Annotated in this window: 18 protein-coding genes; 7 read left to right on the plus strand and 11 right to left on the minus strand. The window is 64.4% G+C overall.

The window, feature by feature from the left end; translation table 11 throughout:
- The 3 genes from HYN69_RS11740 to HYN69_RS11750 all read right to left on the minus strand — a co-directional run bounded on the left by HYN69_RS11740 (position 1) and on the right by HYN69_RS11750 (position 4,151).
- The gene (locus HYN69_RS11740; RefSeq protein WP_108435899.1) at positions 1-726 is read right to left on the minus strand and encodes a sulfite exporter TauE/SafE family protein; all 726 of its coding nucleotides are present in this window, start codon (positions 724-726) and stop codon (positions 1-3) included.
- On the minus strand, positions 726-2,501 hold the full coding sequence (gene xsc, locus HYN69_RS11745) for a sulfoacetaldehyde acetyltransferase (protein ID WP_108435900.1): 1,776 nt from the start codon (positions 2,499-2,501) through the stop codon (positions 726-728). The genes HYN69_RS11740 and xsc overlap by 1 nt, the downstream gene beginning before the upstream one ends.
- Before the next feature lie 195 nt (positions 2,502-2,696).
- Complete coding sequence (locus HYN69_RS11750) at positions 2,697-4,151, minus strand: aminotransferase-like domain-containing protein (RefSeq protein ID WP_108435901.1); 1,455 nt, start codon at positions 4,149-4,151, stop codon at positions 2,697-2,699.
- Between the two features lie 255 nt (positions 4,152-4,406).
- On the opposite strand from HYN69_RS11750, the gene HYN69_RS11755 reads away from it, so the two are divergent.
- From HYN69_RS11755 to HYN69_RS11765, 3 genes are all read left to right on the plus strand, one after another.
- Entirely contained in the window at positions 4,407-5,696 is a 1,290-nt protein-coding gene (locus tag HYN69_RS11755) for a capsule biosynthesis protein (RefSeq protein WP_108435902.1), read from the plus strand.
- 101 nt (positions 5,697-5,797) lie between these two features.
- Entirely contained in the window at positions 5,798-6,925 is a 1,128-nt protein-coding gene (locus HYN69_RS11760) for a polysaccharide biosynthesis/export family protein (protein ID WP_407925228.1), read from the plus strand.
- Between the two features lie 2 nt (positions 6,926-6,927).
- Positions 6,928-8,979: a capsular polysaccharide biosynthesis protein gene (locus HYN69_RS11765; protein WP_108435904.1), complete on the plus strand. Its 2,052-nt coding sequence runs from the start codon at positions 6,928-6,930 to the stop codon at positions 8,977-8,979.
- On the opposite strand, the gene HYN69_RS11770 is transcribed toward HYN69_RS11765, so the two are convergent.
- Together HYN69_RS11770 and HYN69_RS11775 are read right to left on the minus strand one after the other, a co-directional pair.
- Positions 8,976-9,473, minus strand: coding sequence for a MarR family winged helix-turn-helix transcriptional regulator (locus tag HYN69_RS11770; RefSeq protein WP_108435905.1), 498 nt, complete (start codon positions 9,471-9,473; stop codon positions 8,976-8,978). The genes HYN69_RS11765 and HYN69_RS11770 overlap by 4 nt on opposite strands.
- A 69-nt stretch (positions 9,474-9,542) precedes the next feature.
- Complete coding sequence (locus tag HYN69_RS11775) at positions 9,543-9,818, minus strand: FAD assembly factor SdhE (protein WP_108435906.1); 276 nt, start codon at positions 9,816-9,818, stop codon at positions 9,543-9,545.
- 94 nt (positions 9,819-9,912) lie between these two features.
- Between HYN69_RS11775 and HYN69_RS11780 the strand changes: the two genes are divergently transcribed.
- On the plus strand, positions 9,913-11,115 hold the full coding sequence (locus HYN69_RS11780) for a pyridoxal phosphate-dependent aminotransferase (RefSeq protein WP_108435907.1): 1,203 nt from the start codon (positions 9,913-9,915) through the stop codon (positions 11,113-11,115).
- 11 nt (positions 11,116-11,126) lie between these two features.
- Positions 11,127-11,543, plus strand: coding sequence for a hypothetical protein (locus tag HYN69_RS11785; protein ID WP_108435908.1), 417 nt, complete (start codon positions 11,127-11,129; stop codon positions 11,541-11,543).
- Positions 11,544-11,585: 42 nt separating this feature from the next.
- Here HYN69_RS11785 and HYN69_RS11790 read toward each other — a convergent pair whose 3' ends face one another.
- On the minus strand, positions 11,586-12,929 hold the full coding sequence (locus tag HYN69_RS11790; protein ID WP_108435909.1) for an MATE family efflux transporter: 1,344 nt from the start codon (positions 12,927-12,929) through the stop codon (positions 11,586-11,588).
- Between the two features lie 135 nt (positions 12,930-13,064).
- Here HYN69_RS11790 and HYN69_RS11795 point away from each other — a divergent pair, with 135 nt between their 5' ends.
- Positions 13,065-13,724: a glutathione S-transferase family protein gene (locus HYN69_RS11795; protein WP_108435910.1), complete on the plus strand. Its 660-nt coding sequence runs from the start codon at positions 13,065-13,067 to the stop codon at positions 13,722-13,724.
- Positions 13,725-13,796: 72 nt separating this feature from the next.
- On the opposite strand, the gene HYN69_RS11800 is transcribed toward HYN69_RS11795, so the two are convergent.
- The 5 genes from HYN69_RS11800 to betI all read right to left on the minus strand — a co-directional run bounded on the left by HYN69_RS11800 (position 13,797) and on the right by betI (position 18,658).
- Entirely contained in the window at positions 13,797-14,036 is a 240-nt protein-coding gene (locus HYN69_RS11800) for a YdcH family protein (RefSeq protein WP_108435911.1), read from the minus strand.
- A gap of 69 nt (positions 14,037-14,105) precedes the next feature.
- Positions 14,106-14,681, minus strand: coding sequence for a thermonuclease family protein (locus HYN69_RS11805; RefSeq protein WP_230426396.1), 576 nt, complete (start codon positions 14,679-14,681; stop codon positions 14,106-14,108).
- Between the two features lie 264 nt (positions 14,682-14,945).
- Positions 14,946-16,604 carry a choline dehydrogenase gene (gene betA / locus HYN69_RS11810; RefSeq protein ID WP_108435913.1) on the minus strand — a complete coding sequence of 553 codons (1,659 nt, stop codon included), beginning with the start codon at positions 16,602-16,604 and terminating at the stop codon, positions 14,946-14,948.
- A gap of 18 nt (positions 16,605-16,622) precedes the next feature.
- Entirely contained in the window at positions 16,623-18,077 is a 1,455-nt protein-coding gene (betB, locus tag HYN69_RS11815) for a betaine-aldehyde dehydrogenase (RefSeq protein WP_108435914.1), read from the minus strand.
- Positions 18,074-18,658, minus strand: a complete 585-nt coding sequence (gene betI / locus HYN69_RS11820) for a transcriptional regulator BetI (RefSeq protein ID WP_108435915.1) — start codon at positions 18,656-18,658, stop codon at positions 18,074-18,076. Before betI ends, betB begins: the two co-directional genes overlap by 4 nt.
- A gap of 90 nt (positions 18,659-18,748) precedes the next feature.
- Here betI and choX point away from each other — a divergent pair, with 90 nt between their 5' ends.
- On the plus strand, positions 18,749-19,675 hold the full coding sequence (gene choX / locus HYN69_RS11825) for a choline ABC transporter substrate-binding protein (RefSeq protein ID WP_108435916.1): 927 nt from the start codon (positions 18,749-18,751) through the stop codon (positions 19,673-19,675).
- The last annotated feature ends 15 nt before the right edge of the window (positions 19,676-19,690 follow it).

A 19,690-nucleotide genomic window follows, 5' to 3' on the forward strand; every position in this document is an offset into this window, starting at 1 on the left:
TCAACAGCCCGAGCGTGGCCAGCACAGCCAGCAGCACGATGGCAAACCGCCGGAACTCTTGCGGATCGCTCGCAAAGAAATGCCGTCCCCCAGCCAGTTGCCCAGAAACGTCAGCGGCAAGGCGATCACCGAAGCCCAGATCGTGTCCCATGATACCAGCCCGTGATACCAGTAAAGCGGCGCGGAATAGATATCGAGCAGCGGAAAATAGGCGATCAACGTGGCGCGAAACACATTCGCCGGTATCGCCTGCGCCGCAAAGAAAGCCGCAATCGGCAGTCCCCCCATCCCCGGCGCATTGGCCAGCCCCGACACGATGCCGGCGGCGAAATTGCTGCCCCCCCGCCATTCGCCGCTGAGCTGCCAGCCCGCAAGCAGCACCAGACACATCACCAGCACATAAGCGGAAATGATCGCCCGCGCCGCATCCTCCGATATCCCCGTCAGCGCCCACAAGCCAAGCGGCAGCCCGACAGCCGCCCCCGCCAGCAAGAACCCCACGCGCCGCCAGTCGACATCGCGCCCGACACCCCGCCACGCCTGCAACGACATGGCGGTTTCCAGTATCACGACCACCGCGACCATGTTCAGCGGGTTCATCACCAGCGACGACGCCGCAATCACCAGCGCCGAATAGCCGAACCCCGAATAGCCCCGCACCAGCGCGGCGACCAGAACGGCAACCGCCATCCAGACCGCCCCGCCAAGCCCGAGGTCGAAGGGCATCAAACCACCTGCGGGCGCATGTCAGCCGCGGAAATCCCCGCCACCGCCACCGGCTTCTTCATCGCATCGCGGCGGAACGGCTCGCCCAGCTCCTGATTGATCATCGCCTCGATCAGCGTGGTCTTCCCGTGCTTCATCTGGTCGTCGATCGCGCGGGCCAACGCCTCGCGCAATTCGTCCATCGTGCGCGCCTGCACGCCCTGCAACCCGCAAGCCTTGGCGATACCGGCATAAGACACCTGCTCGTCCAGCTCGGTGCCCACGAAATTGTCGTCATACCACAGGGTCGAATTCCGCTTCTCGGCCCCCCACTGGTAATTGCGGAACACGACCATCGTGATCGCAGGCCACTCGGGCCGGCCAATCGCCGTCAACTCCGTCACCGCAATCCCGAAAGCCCCGTCCCCCGCAAAGCCCACGACCGGAGTATCCGGGCAGCCGATCTTGGCCCCCACGATGCTCGGCAAGCCATAGCCACAAGGCCCGAACAGCCCCGGCGCCAGATACTTCCGCCCGGCTTCAAAGGTAGGATAGGCGTTCCCGATCGCGCAGTTATTCCCGATGTCGCTGGAAATGATCGCCTCTTTTGGCAGTGCAGACTGGATCGCCCGCCACGCCATGCGCGGGCTCATCCATTCCGGCTTGTCCGCCCGCGCCCGCTGGTTCCAGCTGGTGCCGACATCATCCTCCTCATGGTCCATCGACGCCAGTTGCTGCGCCCAACGGCTTTTCGTGGTGCCGATCACATCGCGCCGCGCATCGCGCCCAGCGTCCCCTGCACTGCCCGACAGCCGCGCCAAAAGCGCCTCGGCCACCTTCTTGGCATCCCCCACGATCCCGACCGTGACCTTCTTGGTCAGCCCGATCCGGTTGGGGTTGATATCGACCTGAATGACCTTCGCTTCCTTCGGCCAATACTCCATCCCGTAGCCCGGCAAGGTCGAGAACGGGTTGAGCCGCGTCCCCAGACACAACACAACATCCGCCTGCGCGATCAACTCCATCCCCGCCTTGGACCCGTTATAGCCAAGCGGCCCCGCAAACAGCGGGTGCGACCCCGGAAACGCGTCATTGTGCTGATACCCCACACAAACCGGCGCGGTCAGCCGTTCCGCCAAAGCCATGCTGGCCGGAATCGCACCCGCCAACACCACGCCCGCGCCGTTCAGAATGACCGGAAACTTCGCTGCCGACAGCAGCGCCGCCGCTTCCGCAATCGCCGTCTCGCCACCAGCAGGCCGCTCGAACTCGACCATCGCGGGCAGATCGATGTCGATCACCTGCGTCCAGTAATCGCGCGGCATGTTGATCTGGGCGGGTGCCGAATGGCGCTTGGCCTGCAAGATGACGCGGTTGAGCACTTCGGCCACCCGCGCCGGATCGCGCACCTCTTCCTGATAGGCGACCATGTCCTTGAACAACGCCATCTGCTCGACCTCTTGGAAACCGCCCATCCCGATGGTCTTGTTGGCCGCCTGCGGCGTGACCAGCAACAACGGAGTATGGTTCCAATAGGCCGTCTTCACCGGCGTGACGAAGTTGGTGATCCCCGGCCCGTTCTGCGCGATCATCATGCTCATCTTGCCGGACGCGCGGGTATAGCCATCCGCCATCATCCCGCCCGACCCTTCATGCGCGCAGTCCCAGAACGTGATGCCCGCCTTGGGGAACAGGTCCGAAATCGGCATGAAGGCCGAGCCGATGATCCCGAACGCATGCTCGATGCCATGCATCTGCAACACTTTGACAAAGGCTTCCTCGGTGGTCATCCGCATATTCGTCGCTCCATGATCGGCGGCCCGAACCGGCCGCGCTTTGCCAGTCTTCTATCCCCGCCCCCGCCTTCGCCTATAGGGCCAGAGCGCAAAGCCGCTTAAGTCCAGCCTGCCCTTTCACCTTTGCCAAAATACTCTGCAGGGGGTGCGGGGGACGCAAAGTCCCCCGCTTCGCCAGCGCAAGCAGCGCAATGCCTACCCGATCGCCCGCGCGATCCGCGCGATGCCCTCGCCGATCCGCGCGGGCGCAATCGACGAATAGGCCAACCGGTAGAAATTCCGCCGCTCCGCTTCAGGCGCAAAGAACACGCGCCCCGGTTCGATCAGCACGCCCTCGCCCCGCAACCGCAGCGCCAGCGCCTCGGTATCCACTCCCTCCGGCGCCTCCATCCAGAACGAAGACCCGCCAAAGCCGCCCTGCCCCGCCACCGTCAGCCCGTTCGCACCAATCGCCTCGTCCATCGCCATGCGCCGCTTGCGGAAGGCCATCTTCATCCGGTTCACCAGCGCATCGTAATGCCCGAGCGACAGGAAATACGCCGCCGTGCGCTGCATATGCCCCGGCGGATGGCGCAGCACCTGCCCCCGCAGCGCCCGCGCCTCGCGGATGAACCCCTCCGACCCCACCAGCCAACCCAGCCGCAACCCCGGAAAGATCGACTTCGAAAACGACCCCGCATGCACCACCCGCCCTTCGGAATCGAGCGATTTAAGCGAAGGCGACACCGGCCGCAGAAAGCTCATCTCGAATTCGTAATCATCCTCGACCACGATGAACCCGCGCTCTGACGCCGCTTTCAAAAGCGCATTGCGCCGCGCAAGCGGCATCGTCGCGTTGGTCGGGCAATGATGGCTTGCGGTCAGAAACACGACATCCACCCCCGCGGGCAAAGCCTCGGGCGGCAAGCCGTCGGCATCGACATCCACCGCCATGATCCGCGCGCCGGTCTGTGCCACCATGCCCCGAAACGCCGGATAACATGGGTTTTCCAGCGCAACCGCCTGCCCCGGCCGCAAAAGCACCTGTGCCGCCAGCCACAGCGCATTCTGCGCCCCCATCGTCACCAGCACCTCCGAAGGTCGCGCCGAAATCCCCCGCCGGGGCAGGATATTCCGCAGGATGTATTCGATCAGCATCGGATCGTCCTGCTCGTAATAATCTGCCGTCAATGTCTCGAAATCACGCCGCCCCAGCGCCTGAACCGCACAAAGCCGCCAGTTCTGGTGGTCAAACAGGCTCGCATCCGCCTGCCCATAGATAAACGGGTACGGATAAGACCGCCAATCCTCGGGCCGCTCCAGCCGCGGCTGCCGCGAGAACCGCCCCCCCGTAACCGCCGCCCAATCCACCCGCTCCTCGCGCCGCGCCACCGGCTGGAATGCAGGCTGCACCGGCACGCCCTCGCTGACATAATACCCCGACCGTCCCCGTGCTGTCAGATAATCCGATGACACCAGTTCGGTATAGGCCAGCGTCACCGTGATCCGGCTCACCCCCAGATGCAGCGCCAGTCCGCGGCTCGACGGCATCCTGTCCCCCGCACGGAACCGGCCCGACAATATCCCTTCCGACACCATCTGCCGGATGCGCTGCTGCAAGGTGCCCGCAGCCCCCTGCGGCAGAAAGAAGCTCTCGACCGGTATCGCCATCTGGCCTGATCCCCCACCACATCTGGCACTATCATCCCCGCGCGCGATGCCAAAGACAAGCCAGGGCGCTCTCAAATCGGGAAAAATTCCACGCTCGGGATCGGCACACAAACAGCCCCGCAGCAATCCACGCTGGAAAACGCCACCGGCAGAAAATCCCGCCGGAACGCCGTTTCGTCCCGCAGGCAGCAAGCCCGCTTTCCCCGCGCCTCGCTTGGCCGTATCATGCCGGCGTCAATGACAGGTTGTCCGATTATGCGAGTGTCCGGCACAGGCCGCCAGTTCCTGCTCCTCCAGGGCCCCCACGGCCCGTTTTTTGCACAACTCGCAGCAATGCTGCGTGCCTCGGGCGCAACCGCCCTGCGCGTCGGCTTCAACAGGGGCGACCGGGCTTTCTGGCCCGACAGGGACAGCTACATCCCCTATCGTGGCACAGTCGAAGATTGGCCCGCCGCCGTCGCAGACCTGCTCACCCGCCATGCCATCACCGATCTGGTGCTTTATGGCGATACCCGGCCGCTCCATACCGCAGCCGTCGCGGCGGCCCGCGCCGCCGGTATAACGGTCCACGTCTACGAGGAAGGCTATCTGCGCCCCTATTGGATCACCTACGAACGGGGCGGGTCCAACGGCAACTCGCGCCTGATGGAGATGACCGTAACCGACATGCAATCGGCCCTCGCCCGCAGCGATGGCAGCCAACCCGACGCCCCGGCGCATTGGGGCGACATGCGCCAGCACATGTTCTGGGGTGCGCTCTACCACTGGTTCGTCTTTGCCGGCTTCTGGGATTACCGCGCTTACCGCCCGCACCGCCAGATCACCGTCTGGGACGAGGCAAAGCTGCACCTGCGCAGCCTGCTCTTGCAGCCGCTGCACCGCTGGGAGCGGATGCTTGCCACCGCCCGCATCCGCCGCGCGGGCTTTCCCTATCACATCGTCCTTCTGCAACTTGAACACGACGCCAGCTTCCGGGCCCATTCCCCCTTTGCCAGCATGCCGGAATTTATCGCCGAGGTGATCTCGGCCTTCGCCAAAGGCGCCCCGCCGCACCACCACCTCGTCTTCAAGGCCCACCCGCTCGAAGATGGCCGCGCGCCGTTGCGCCAATCCATCCGCCGCATCGCTGCCGGGCACGGCCTTGCCGACCGCGTCCATTTCATTCGCGGCGGCAAACTCGCGCAATTGCTCAATCAGGCCCGCAGCGCCGTCACCGTGAATTCCACTGCAGCCCAACAGGCTCTCTGGCGCGGACTTCCGCTCATGGCCTTCGGACAGGCGGTCTATGCCAAGCCCGAATTCGTCTCGACCCAGTCCCCCGCCGAATTCTTCGTAGCCCCGACCCGCCCCGACAGCCGCGCCTATCGTGATTTCCGGCGCTATCTGCTTGAAACCTCGCAAATTCCGGGCGGCTTCTATTCGGCCAACGGACGCCGCGCCCTGTTGCGGCAAGTGGTCGACCTGATGCTCGCACCGCACGACCCATACGACGCGCTCTCCTCGGGCAACGCGTCCCCACGGCAACAGTTGCACGCCGTCGGCTGACCTTTTGGTCACAACCGATCAAGTCGCTTGGCAAAATACCCCGTCATCCTGTAGCCTTACAGGCAAAACTTGAGGCAAACTCCATCCAAGGAGCCCGAGCAGTGGCAATGTCGGTATCTAACGGGGCCAAATTGGTGGTCCTCTCCCTGCTTTGTGCAGGTATCGCAGGCTGCGGCCTGCCGCGAAGTGGTCCGAACAAATCCGAAATCTTCAAAGGCTCGGTGCTCAAACAGGGCGACGCCTTCATCGTGCAGGTCAACAGCCGCGTCACGCAGGCAACGTCGGTCATGCCGTCCTACGGGTTTTCCAACAGCTTCATGAATGCGGGCGTCATAGGCTCCGACATGATCGCGGCGGGCGACAAGCTGTCGCTCACGGTCTACGAAAACGTCAAGGATGACCCGCTTCTCGGAAACTCGGGCCAGCGCCTGTCGCAACTGAACGAACTCGAGGTCGACGGCCAGGGATCGATCTTCATCCCCTATGCCGGCCGGATCAAGGCCGCGGGCAAATCGCCCGAGCAACTTCGCAACGAGATCGCGGCCAAACTCGACAGCCAGACCCCCGACCCCCAAGTCATCGTCCAGCGCGTTGCCGGAGACGGCTCGACCGTGACCGTTGCAGGCGAAGCAGCGTCACAGGGCATCTTCGCGATCGAACGCCCGACCCGCACGCTTTCGGCCATGCTGGCCCGCGCAGGCGGGGTCAAGATCGAACCGGGTCAGGCGATCATCCGCGTCACCCGCAACGGGCAGACCGGCAAGGTCTGGCTGCAAGACCTCTACCAGAACCCCGCGCTCGACATCGCCCTGCGTCCGGGCGACCAGATCGTGGTCGAGAAAGACAGCCGCTCTTTCACCGCGCTTGGTGCAACCGGCTCGCAAAGCCGTGTTCCATTCGACACCCAAACTCTTTCCGCAATCGAAGCGATTGCCATCGTCGGAGGCCTTTCTACCAATATCGCCGACCCGACAGGCGTCTTCGTATTCCGCAACGAACCCTCGGAAATCGCCAACGCCGTCCTCGGCCGCAACGACCTCGTCGGCGCCCAGCGCATGGTCTACGTGCTCGACCTGACCCAGCCGACCGGCATGTTCGAGGCCCGCGATTTCCTCGTGCGCGACGGCGATACGGTCTACGTGACCGAAGCACCTTACGTGCAGTGGCAGAAATCCATCGGCGCGATCACAGGCACCGCCGGAGCGGCAACCGCGCTTACCGGACAGTAACAATGTCCGGCCTTGCGCCAAACGCCGCCGAGGGCCTTCCCCGGCGGCTGTACTTTTACAACGGCGGATTCCTGAATCCCCGCCTGCGCCGCATCCTGTCGCTTGCGGGGCACGAACTTTGTCTGGGCCTGCCGCGCCCCGGCGATGGCGTCACCGTCTGGGGCAAATCCCCCACCGCCAAACGGGGCGAGGCGGTCGCCCTTCGCCACAACGCCCCCCTCATCCGCGTCGAAGACGCTTTTCTGCGCTCGCTCCGCCCCGGCCGCGCGGGCGACGCCCCGCTCGGCCTGCTGATCGACCCTTACGGCCTGCATTTCGACCCCTCGGCCCCGTCGCTGATCGAACGCATCGCTGCCACGCACCCGCTCGACGATACGGCCCTGCTTGCCCGCGCGCGTGACGGCATCGCGCGCCTGCAAGCCTCGGACCTGTCGAAATACAACCTGCACGACCCGGCACTTGCGGCCCCCGCGCCGGGCTATGTGCTGGTGATAGACCAGACCCGGGACGACGCATCGATCCGCCATTCGGGGGCCACCGCCCAGACCTTTGCCGAGATGCTCGCCACAGCCATGGCCGACCATCCCTCTGCCCGCATCCTTGTCAAATCGCATCCCGAAACCTCGCTCGGCCTGCGCCGCGGTCATTTCGACGCCACAACCCTGCCCGCCAATGTCACGCTCCTGTCCACCGCCGTCTCGCCTTGGGCGCTGCTTCAGGGGGCAATCGCCGTCTATGCCGTCTCGTCGCAACTGGGCTTCGAGGCGATCCTTGCCGGCCATCGCCCGCGCCTATTCGGCGCGCCCTTCTACGCAGGCTGGGGCCTGACCACCGACAGCCACGCCTTCCCCCGCCGCAAGCGGAACCTCACCCGTGCCCAGCTTTTCGCCGTGGCGATGATCCTTGCGCCCAGATGGTATGACCCCTGCCGCGATCGCCTATGCAGCTTCGAGCAAGTGCTCGACCAACTCGAAGCCGAAACCCGCGCCTTCCGTCAGGACCGCAACGGCCATGTGGCCCTTGGCATGCGCCTTTGGAAGCGCAGCCGCCTGCAACAGGTTTTCGGCCGTGAAATCCCCTTGATCTTCGCCGCCACCCCCCAATCCGCAGCCGCAAAGGCGCGCAAGACAGGCCGCCCCCTGCTCGTCTGGGCCAGCAAGGCCACCGGCCTGCCGCCCGACCTGCCCACCCTGCGGGTCGAAGACGGTTTCCTGCGCTCGCGCGGCCTCGGGGCCGATCTGGTGGCCCCGCTCAGCCTTGTGACCGACGATCTGGGCATCTACTACGACCCGACCCGCGAAAGCCGCCTTGAACGCCTGATCATGGCCCCCCCGCCCCCCGGCGGCCTGCAACGGGCCAAAGCACTTGTCGATGCGGTCACCCGCCTGAACCTGACCAAATACAACCTGTCCGGCACCCGGCCCGACCTGCCGCCGCAAGGTGGCCGCCGCCGCATCCTTATCGTCGGTCAGGTCGAGGATGACGCATCGATCCGTCTGGGTACGACAGGCATATCGACCAATCTCGCCCTGCTGCATGCCGCCCGCAGCGCAAACCCCGAAGCCATTCTGATCTTCAAGCCGCACCCCGATGTCGAAGCGGGCCTTCGTTCGGGCGCAGTGCCGCCCGAAAGCCCCGCCGATATCACCGCAGCCCACGCCGACCCCACAGCCCTGATCGACGCCTGCGACGAGGTCTGGACCATGACCTCGCTTCTCGGCTTCGAAGCCCTTTTGCGCGGCAAACCCGTCACCTGCCTTGGCGCGCCCTTCTACGCGGGCTGGGGCCTGACCCGCGACCTAGGCGACATTCCCGCCCGCCGCCTGCGCCTGCCGGACGGCAGCCGCCGCCAACCCGTCCCGCTTTTGCATCTGGCCCATGCCGCCCTCATCGCCTATCCGCGCTATTACGATCCGGTCTCGCGCCGTCCCTGCCCGCCCGAGGTTGCCATCGACCGCCTCGCATCGGGCACTTTGCCCAAAGCGGGGCCGCTCAACCGCGCGCTCGCCAAGGCACAGGGCGCCTTGGCCCGCTACCCGTGGCTCTGGCGCTAGTAGATATAGCGGATCTGTTCGCCCCAGAAGCGTTCCAGCCGACGCAGATACAGGTTCACATCCTCAAGCCCCGCGACCGAGATCCCCGCCTTGACCGCCAGGATACCGGCATGACGGCGGAACAGGTCGGCGATCTGCGCACGCAACGCCCGCCCCTTGTCGGTCAGCTTGACCCGCACCGACCGGCGGTCGACGTCTGACCGCTGATGATGCATATACCCCATCTCGACCAGCTTTTTCAGGTTATAGCTGACGTTCGACCCCTGATAATAGCCGCGCGATTTCAATTCGCCCGCCGTCACCTCGTGCTCGGCGATGTTGAACAGCAAAAGCGCCTGCACCGGATTGATCTCGTCCACCGCCAATCGCTCGAATTCATCCTTGATCACGTCAAGCAGCAAGCGGTGCAACCGCTCGATCATCGCCAGACTGTCAAGATACCCTTGCAAAACCATCGTTTCCGATCCGTCACGGATCGCACCCTGAACCGTCATTCCGCCCTCCTGTCCGGCAATCTACCGGCGCAGAATCAACGCAAAGTCCCAAGATCAGGTAAACGCCGCTCAGGCTTTCGGCACCAGCCGCGCACGGGCATAGGCGGCAATCTCGTCCAGCAACGCAGCCAGTTCCGGCGGGGGCACAGCTTGCCCGAAGACCCAAGCCATCAGGTCCTGGTCATTCTCGGCCAGAAGCGCCTCGTATGTTTCCAGCCGCGCCGCATCCAGTCCCGTCAGATGCATGTCCGACCAAGGCCCAAGGATCAGGTCCATCTCCTTGGTCCCGCGCCGCCAGCTTCGCATCGACATCCGCTTCAAGCGTGCCTCCGCCGTCTCGATCATCGCCTTGCCTCAACTTGCTTGAACCCGTGAAGGCCGCACCCTAGAAGATGCGCCAACCACTTTCCACCCTTTCCCCATTTTGTCCGAGGTTCCCATGGCCTTCCTGTCCGACACGCTCGCCCGCGTCAAACCGTCGCCCACCATCGCGGTGACGAACAAGGCACGCGAACTCGCCGCCGCAGGGCGCGACATCATCGGTCTGGGCGCGGGCGAACCCGATTTCGACACGCCCCAGAACATCAAAGACGCCGCCAAACGCGCCATCGACGCGGGCCGCACAAAATACACCGCCGTCGACGGCATTCCGGAACTCAAAGCCGCGATCTGCAACAAATTCCTGCGCGAAAACGGCCTGACCTACACGCCCGCGCAAGTGACCGTGGGCACCGGCGGCAAGCAAATCCTCTACAACGCGCTCATGGCGACCTGTAACCCCGGCGACGAAGTCATCATCCCCGCGCCCTACTGGGTCAGCTACCCCGACATGGTGCTTCTGGCGGGCGGCACCCCCGTTCCCGTGGTTGCAGGCATCGAGACGCAGTTCAAACTGACACCGGCCCAGCTCGAAGCCGCGATCACGCCCAAGACCAAATGGTTCATATTCAATTCGCCCTCCAACCCCACAGGTGCGGGCTATACGCGGGCCGAACTGCGCGCCCTTTGCGACGTGCTGATGCGCCACCCGCAGGTCTGGATCATGTCCGACGACATGTACGAACACCTCGTCTTCGACGATTTCGAATTCTGCACCCCGGCCGAGGTCGAACCCGGCCTTTACGACCGCACCCTCACCTGCAACGGCGTGTCGAAATCCTATGCGATGACGGGCTGGCGCATCGGCTATGCTGCAGGGCCGCTGAACCTGATCAAGGCCATGGGCACGATCCAGTCGCAATCGACCTCGAACCCCTCGTCCGTCTCGCAATATGCCGCACTCGAGGCGCTGACCGGCCCGCAGGATTTTCTGGCCGAAAACCGCACCCTCTTCCAGCGCCGCCGCGATCTGGTGGTCGGCATGCTGAACAAGGCCGAAGGCGTGACCTGCCCCACCCCCGAAGGCGCCTTTTACGTCTACCCCGACATCTCGGGCTGCATCGGCAAATCCACCCCCTCGGGTGTCACGATCACCAATGACGAGGTCTTCGCCTCGGCCCTGCTCGACGATACCGGCGTCGCCGTCGTATTCGGCGCGGCCTTCGGGCTTTCCCCCAACTTCCGCGTCAGCTACGCTACCTCGGACGTGTTGTTGGCAGAGGCCTGCGCCCGCATCCAGCGGTTCTGCGCCAGCCTCGTCTGAAAGGTGACTTGATGTCGGGCGACCTGCCGAAGTTCTACTTCCGCATCCGCGACAATGGCGCGACGGTTTTTCGGGTCGATACCGAAAACCGCCAGCGCCGGATCGAGATGGAAGAGATCGCGGTGGTCAACGTCCGCAACGGCAACGTCAAACCCCATGGCGACCGTCCCCTGACCGATGCGGAACAGATCGCCATTGCCGACTGGATGGCCGCACGCCTTGCCGTCCTTTCCCGGCGCGACATCGACGATATCCATCGCGCCGTCGACCACATGAACCTGACCACGCAATGGGCCCAGTCCAAAGCGACCGATGACCAGCTTGAAGACGTGACCGACACCTTGCTTCTGGCAATGCACGACCTGCGCTCGGTGCTTGTGCGGAAAAAGGCCGACCGCCTGCTCAAGGCGCAAAAAGCCGCCGAATGAAACTCGGCACAGGCGGGGGGCCTCGGCGCTTGCCGTCCAAAGCTAGCGGCGCGACCAGAACCGCCACATCAGGCTGGATGCAGCAACCGCCAGCCCGATCACCAGCCCCAGCCACAACCCCACCCCGCCCAAACCCAGCACAAAGGCCAGACCATAGCTCGACGGGATGCCGACCCCCCAATAGCTGAACGCCGCCAGAAGCATCGGCACCCGCGTGTCCCGCACACCGCGCAGCATGCCCAGCGCCATGACCTGCATCGCATCGGTGATCTGGAACAGCGCAGCCAATGCCAGAAGCACCGTGCCGAAGGCCACGATCTGCGCCGCCTCGGGCTTCGTCATATCCAGAAAGACGCTCAGGATCGCCACGGGTGCAGCCAGAAACAGCACCACCATCGCCAGACCAAAGCCCAGCGACAACGCAACCCCCGCCAGCGCGCCTGTCCGCAATCCCGGCCCGTCACCGGCACCATCGGCAAAGCCGGTCCGCACCGTGACCGCGTTCGAAAGCCCCAGATGCACCATAAAGGCAAGTGATGCGACCTGCATCGCAATGCCATGCGCGGCCAGTTCCACCGTCCCGATCCAGCCCATCATCAGCGCGCTCGCCTGAAACATGCCGCTTTCCGCAAGCCCCGTCACCCCGATCGGCCAGCCCAAGCGGAACACCCGCCCCAAGGCCTGCCAATCGGCCCGCCAGAACCGCTGCCACAGATTGAACCGCCGCAACTCGGGCAACCGACCGGCATAGAGTGCCAGCTCGGCAAAGGTCAGCACCTGCACCGAAAGTGACGCGATCGCCGCCCCCACCACACCCAGTTCGGGCGCGCCGCCGTTGCCAAAGATCAGGAACCAGTTGACGGCCGCATTCACCACCACCGCCCCCAGCGTGACCCACAGCACCACCTGCGTGCGGTTCAGCGCGGCAAGGTAGCTTTTCAACGCCATGACCAACAAGGCAGGCACCATGCCCAGACCTGCCACCCGCAGGAAATCCTGCGCCAGTCCGGCCACCTCGGGCCTTTGGCCCAGCGCCGTCAAGACCGCCCCCGAATGCCAGAACAGCGGATAGGTGGCGATCCCGAACCCCGCCGAAAGCCACAGCCCCATCCGCGTGTCGCGCCTGACCTGCGCCTCGTCCCCTTCCCCGAGCGAGGCCGCGACCATCGGCATCACCGCCTGTGCAAATCCCGAACCAAGGATGAACACCACAAAGAACGACGACGATCCGATCACCACGGCAGCCAGTTCGGTAACACCGTACCAGCCCAGCATCACCGTATCGACCACATGCAGTGCCATCTGCGCCAGATGACTGCCGATCAACGGCAATCCCAGCGCAAGTGTCGCCCGCGCATGGGCCGGAAATGTCAGGGCTTTTGTCATGCCCCAGACCTACCGCCGCTTTTTCGGGCAGACAAGCCATGACCCTCGCTGCAATGCGGCAAGCGGGCGCCGTTCCGCCCTCTCGCTTTGCCTTGTCCAAACGGTGTAGAAACGGGCAACAAACCGGAGGTTCCCATGCTTACCCTATACGGCGTCTACCGTTCGCGCGCCTCGCGCCCCCTGTGGCTTTTGCACGAGACCGGCACGCCCTTTGCCCATGTGCCGGTGATTCAGGCCTATCGCCTGCCCGATGCCCAGGCCGCGGATGCTCCGGTCAACACCGCCTCGCCCGACTTCACCGCCGTGAACCCGCAGGCGCAAATCCCCGCTATGCAGGATGGTGACCTGATCCTGACTGAAAGCCTTGCCATCACGCTTTACATCGCGCGGCGTCACGGCGGCGACCTCGGCCCCCGTTCGGACGGCGAAACCGCGCTGATGGAGCAATGGGCGCTCTTTGCCGCGACCGCGATCGAGGGGCCTGCACTCGAGATGTTCTACCCCCTCGCCGCAGGTCAGCCGCTCACGCCCGAACAGCAGGCATCGGTCGATGTCTCGGCCGAAAAACTGCGCCGCCCCTTGGCGCGGTTGAACGCGCATCTGGCAACCCACCCCTTCGTGCTGGGCGAACGCTTCACTGCAGGCGACATCGTCGTGGCCGAATGCGTGCGATACGCGCAGGGCAACACGGCCCTGATGGCCGAATTCCCCGCAGTCGACGCATGGCTGAAAACCTGCCAGTCGCGCCCGGCCTTCAAGGCGATGTGGGCGGGCCGCATGGCCGAACCGGCGTAACAGCACGCTCCGGCCGTAACCGATCATCATACCGATGGTCATCCCCGCCACGACGGGGATGACCAGCCTTCGTCAGGCGGCGCTCAGTGCACGCCAGATGTCATCCTTGAGCCGCATGCGCTTTTGCCGCAACTGCCCCTCATGCTCGGGCGTGACAGGTTCGACCAGCGTTTCGGCACGGTGAACCGCCCGGTTCACCTCGTGATATTCGTCTACCATCTTGGCGAAATGCAGGTTTGACGCCTTCAAGGCATGGATCGCCGCGGCCTTCTGCGGAAAATCTTCGTAAAGGTCATGGGGTGTGTTCGACATCAGATCGCCTCCTTCTCTTGCCCTGAAAGAGTAACCTGCCGCACCGCAGCCTACCTTGATTTCGGTCAACTAGCGCTGTGCTTTTCGAAAGCCTGCCGCCCGCGCATCGGCCTCGGAACAGAACCACGCCTCGCCGCGCGCCTCGTTTATGCGTGTCGCCGCGTAATCCGTCTGTCCCGGCAGGTGATAGATCCGACCATGCGTCCCGACGTTTCCTTTTATCACGCAACCGCCAGCCCCGGCCCCCGATTCGGCCCCCGAGTCGCCCCCCGATTCGGCCTCGGTACCATGCCGATATGCCTCGGGCAAGACCATCTGCCCGGACCAGACCCCGAGGCGGCGCGCCCGCGCCCGCGTTTCCGCCGCAACGTAGCGCAGCGAATACCGCCTGTAGGCAACCGCCGCCCCCTGCTCGACCAATGCTTCTGCCAGATCGGTTTCACCCGCCGCGCAGATCGAAACCGCCCGCCCGTAACGGTCGCGGTCCTGCACCTCGCACACCAACCGCGCCTTGCCGACCAAGGCGTTCAAGGCCCGCGTTGCGTCGCGCCCGCAAGCCCATGGCCGTCCGCCCCGGTCGCACGTCTGGTCACGCTCGGGCGCATCGATCCCGAACAGTCGGACATGTTCGGCTCCGATAGCCAAAGTGTCCCCGTCGACCACCCGCGCACGGCCCGAAACGGTCTCTGCCTGAACAGACCCGGCGATCAGAGCTAGAACAATAAGTGAACGAAAGATTAACGCCATCCCGCCTTATCGCTGGAATAAGCGAAAACTCAACCGAAACCAGCAAGTATCGTTAACTTTATCGGAACACATAAAGAACGAAAGAAAATCCCCGCTCCCCCGCGCGCAGTATCCGCGCCAAACGCTTAGATCACACTCAGACCGGTCGCCGCGGGTTGTCCCTTACCTCTGGGCAACCCTCCACGCCGGATTGATCCACGGCTCGAGGTTCGAGGCCGGAAGCGGTGCCTTGCCCAGCAGATGATCCGCCGCCTTTTCGCCGACCATGATCGACGGCCCGTTCAGATTGCCGTTCGTCACCTGCGGAAAGATCGAACTGTCCGCCACCCGCAAACCGTCGACCCCGATTACGCGGCACTCCGGATCGACCACCGCCATCGGGTCGTCCCGCCGCCCCATCCGCGCCGTGCCGCAGGGATGATAGGCGCTTTCGACATGCGCGCGGATGAAACCGTCTAGCTCCTCGTCGGTCTGCACCGCCGCCCCCGGCTGGATTTCGTGCTTCATATAGGGCCTGAACGCCTCTTGCCCGAAAATCTCGCGCGTCAGGCGGATGCAGCGCCGGAAGTCCTCCCAGTCGTCAGGGTGCGACATGTAGTTGAACTGGATGCGCGGCGCATCCGCCGGATCGCCCGACCGCAAGGTGACAGCCCCGCGCGATTTTGACCGCATCGGACCGACATGCGCCTGAAATCCGTGGCCGTCTGCGGCCGCCTTGCCGTCATAGCGCACCGCGATGGGCAGGAAATGATATTGGATGTCGGGATATTCCACCCCTGCCTTCGAGCGGATAAAGGCACAGGCCTCGAACTGGTTGCTTGCCCCCAGTCCCTTGCCGGTGAACAGCCATTGCGCCCCGATCCGCGCCTTGCCCCACAGGTTCCAATGCTTGAACAGCGTGATCGGCTGGCTCGAGGCATATTGCAGGTAAAGCTCCAGATGGTCCTGCAAATTCGCCCCCACACCCGGACGATCAGCCACCACATCGACACCATGCGCCCGAAGCTGCGCCGCATCGCCGATGCCCGACAGCATCAGGATTTTCGGCGTGTTGATCGAAGATGCCCCAACCACCACCTCGCGGCTGGCGCCGATCACCTCGACCCTGCCACCGCGCTCGACCTCGACCCCGACAGCCCGCCCGCCCTCGATCACCACCCGCCGCGCAAAGGCGCGGATCGTGGTCACGTTCCCCGCCTTCATCGCGGGCTTGAGATAGGCATTGGCCGCAGACCAGCGCTGCCCCTTGTAGATCGTGGCCTCCATCGGGCCAAAGCCTTCCTGCTGCTGGCCGTTGTAATCGGCCGTCACCGGATAGCCCGCCTGCTCGCCCGCCTTGATGAAGGCCCCGAACAGCGGGTTAGACCGCGGCCCGCGCGTCACATGCAACGGCCCCTTCGCCCCGCGATAGGCCCGGTCGCCGCCGTCGGAATGCCCGTGCCACTGCTCCATCCGCTGGAAATAGGGCAGGACATCGGCATAGCCCCAGCCCTGCGCGCCCATCTCGGCCCAAGTGTCGAAATCTCGCGCATGACCGCGCACATAGACCATCCCGTTGATGCTGGATGACCCGCCGATCACCTTGCCGCGCGGCGTCGCAAGCACGCGCCCGCCCAGATGCGGCTCCGGCTCGGTCGAAAAGCCCCAGTCGTAGCGCGCCATGTTCATCGGATAGGACAGCGCCGCAGGCATCTGGATGAACGGCCCGGCATCGGTGCCGCCATGCTCGATGACGATGACCTTCGCCCCCGCCTCGCCCAGCCGGTAAGCCATGGCCGACCCTGCCGAACCGGCACCGATGATCACAAATTCCGCGTTCATTTCCAGACCCTTATGCAATCAATACGGCGCATCGACCGGACCCATCCCGACATAGACCGACTTCACCTGTGAATAATGCTCGATGGCCGCGTGCCCGTTCTCGCGCCCCACGCCCGACCGCTTCGACCCGCCGAACGGGCTTTCCACCGGCGTCAGGTTATAGGCGTTGATCCATGTGGTCCCCGCCTGCAACTGCCCGACAACCCGATGCGCCCGCGCCAGATCGGCGGTGAAAACCCCCGCCGCGAGGCCAAATTCGGTGTCATTGGCCCGCGCAATCGCTTCGTCCTCGGTCTCGAAGTCCAGAACCGCCATCACCGGCCCGAACACCTCTTCCCGCGCCAGCGTCATGCCGTCCGTGACATCGGCAAACACCGTCGGCTGCACATAATAGCCTGTGTTCAGCGCCGCCCGACCGCCACCGCAGACCAGCCGCGCGCCCTCGGCCTTGGCCACCTCGATATAGCCCAAAACCTTTTCCAGTTGCACCGCCGACACCAGCGGCCCCATCTGCGTGGCCTCGTCCAGCGGATCGCCAAGCACGATTGCCGCCGTCCGCTCGGCAAGCCGTTTCAGGAACCGCTCTTTGATTCCCCGCTGCACGAACACCCGCGTTCCGTTGGAACACACTTGCCCCGCCGAATAGAAATTCCCCAGCATCGCCGCACCGACCGCATCCTCGACGCTCGCATCGTCAAAGACGACCAAGGGCGATTTCCCGCCCAACTCCATCGTTACATGCCGCACGCCCGCAGCGGCGGCGGCATAGACCTTCTGCCCGGTCGGCACCGACCCGGTCAGCGACACCTTGGCCACGCGCGGATCGGTCACCAGCGACCCGCCCACCGCACCGCGCCCCTGAACCACGTTGAACAACCCCGCAGGCAAGCCCGCTTCCACGAAAATCTCGGCCAGCTTCAACGCCCCCAGCGGTGTCACCTCGCTGGGCTTGAACACCATCGCATTGCCCATCGCCAAGGCAGGTGCCGCCTTCCAGCAGGCAATCTGGCTTGGGTAATTCCACGCGCCTAGCCCGACGCAAACCCCCAAAGCCTCGCGCAGGGTATAAACGAAATCGCGCCCCAGCGGGATCGTCTGGCCCGTCACCGTGGGCGCAAGCCCCGCGAACCATTCCAACGCATCCGCCCCGCTCGGCCAATCGGCGACCAGCGTTTCCTGCAGCGGCTTGCCGGTATCCAGCGTCTCCAGCCGCGCCAGTTCGGGGTTGCGCGCGCGGATGATGTCCGCCGCCCGCCGCAATATCCGCGCCCGCTCGACCGGTTTCAGCGCGGCCCACGCCCCCTGCGCCGCCGCAGCCCCCGCCAACGCGGCCTCGACAACCGCAGGCGTAGCTTCGTGGACAATGGCGATCACCTCGCCCGTAGCAGGGTAGATCACCTCGACAGGCGCACCGGCCTTATCCTCGACATAGGCACCATTGACGAAATGGCTGGCCTCGGGCTGGGCTTTCATAGGCTGTCTTCCTTCAACTGTGCTTCCAGATAGGCGATTGCCGTCGCAACCGCCGCCGGGCCGTCTGGCAGCCCGGATTTCAAAACTTCCCGCAGGTAAAGCCCGTCGATCAACGCGCCCATCCCTTCGGCGATCTCGCGCGCCCGCACACCGCACAGCGGCCGCAGACAGGCCATCAGGTTCGACCGCAGCCGCCCCTGATAGACGGCCAGCAGCCGCTTGGCCTCGGGCACGGTCTGCGCCAGCACGTAAAAGTTCAGCCAGGCCCCGACCACCTCGCGCCGGAAGTTCCCCGCGCTGAAACTCGCGGTCAGAATCGCCTTCAGCCGCGCCTCTGGCCCCGACACCACCGCCAGCGCGCCGCGCACCTCGGCCCCGTAAAGCGTCAGCACATGACGCATCGCGGCAAGGAACATGTCCTCTTTCGACCCGAAATAATGGTGCGCCAGCGCACTCGACATGCCCGCCCGCTTGGCGATCTGGCTGACCGTCACATCCAAAGACCCCACGCGCCCGATCTCGGTAATCGTGGCTTTGACCAGCGCGGCCTTTCGGATAGGCTCCATTCCCAGCTTCGGCATTTGGTTTGGTCCCAAGAAAATACTTGCCAAACCGAATAAGCGTGAAGTCTATTGACTCGTCAATCAACAAAAACCGACCGGGAGCCTACCATGCTGAAATCAACCCTCCTTGCCAGCGTCGCCACGCTGGCCCTCGCCGGTGCCGTCGCCGCCGAAGGCTGCGACAAGGTCACTTTTTCCGACGTAGGCTGGACGGACATCACCGCCACCACGGCAGCCACCAGCCTCGTACTTGAAGCACTTGGCTATGAAACCGAAACCAAGGTTCTTGCCGTTCCGGTCACCTACACCGGCCTTGCCGAAGGCGACATCGACGTCTTCCTTGGCAACTGGATGCCCACGATGGAAGCCGACATCGCCCCCTACCGCGATGCAGGCACCGTCGAAACCGTCCGTACGAACCTCGAAGGCGCGAAATACACCCTTGCCACCAATGCGGCGGGTGCTGCACTCGGGATCAAGGATTTCAGCGACATCGCCAAATACAAGGACGCGCTTGGCGGCGAAATCTACGGCATCGAGCCGGGCAATGATGGCAACCGCCTGATCGCCGACATGATCGCCAGCGGCCCCTTCGGCCTTGACGGCTTCAAGATGGTCGAAAGCTCGGAACAGGGCATGCTGGCCGAAGTCGCCAACAAAGACGCCGACAACCAGCCCATCGTCTTCCTCGGCTGGGAACCGCACCCGATGAACGCTAACTTCAAGATGACATATCTGACCGGCGGCGACGATGTTTTCGGCCCGAACTTCGGCGGCGCGACCGTCGCCACGAACACCCGCGCAGGCTATGTCGCCGAATGCCCCAACACCGGAAAACTGCTGCAAAACCTTGCCTTCACCCTGCCCATGGAGAACGAGATCATGGGCGCGATCCTAAATGACGGAACCGACCCGCGCGATGCCGCCAAGGCATGGCTTGCAACCAACCCCACGGTCTGGGAAGCATGGCTCGACGGCGTGACCACCAAGGACGGTGGCGACGCCAAAGCCGCCGTTACGGCAGCTCTCAAATAAGTTTGCAGGCCCTGG

The sequence above is a fragment of the Gemmobacter aquarius genome, assembly GCF_003060865.1.
Taxonomy (GTDB): Bacteria; Pseudomonadota; Alphaproteobacteria; order Rhodobacterales; family Rhodobacteraceae; genus Paragemmobacter; species Paragemmobacter aquarius.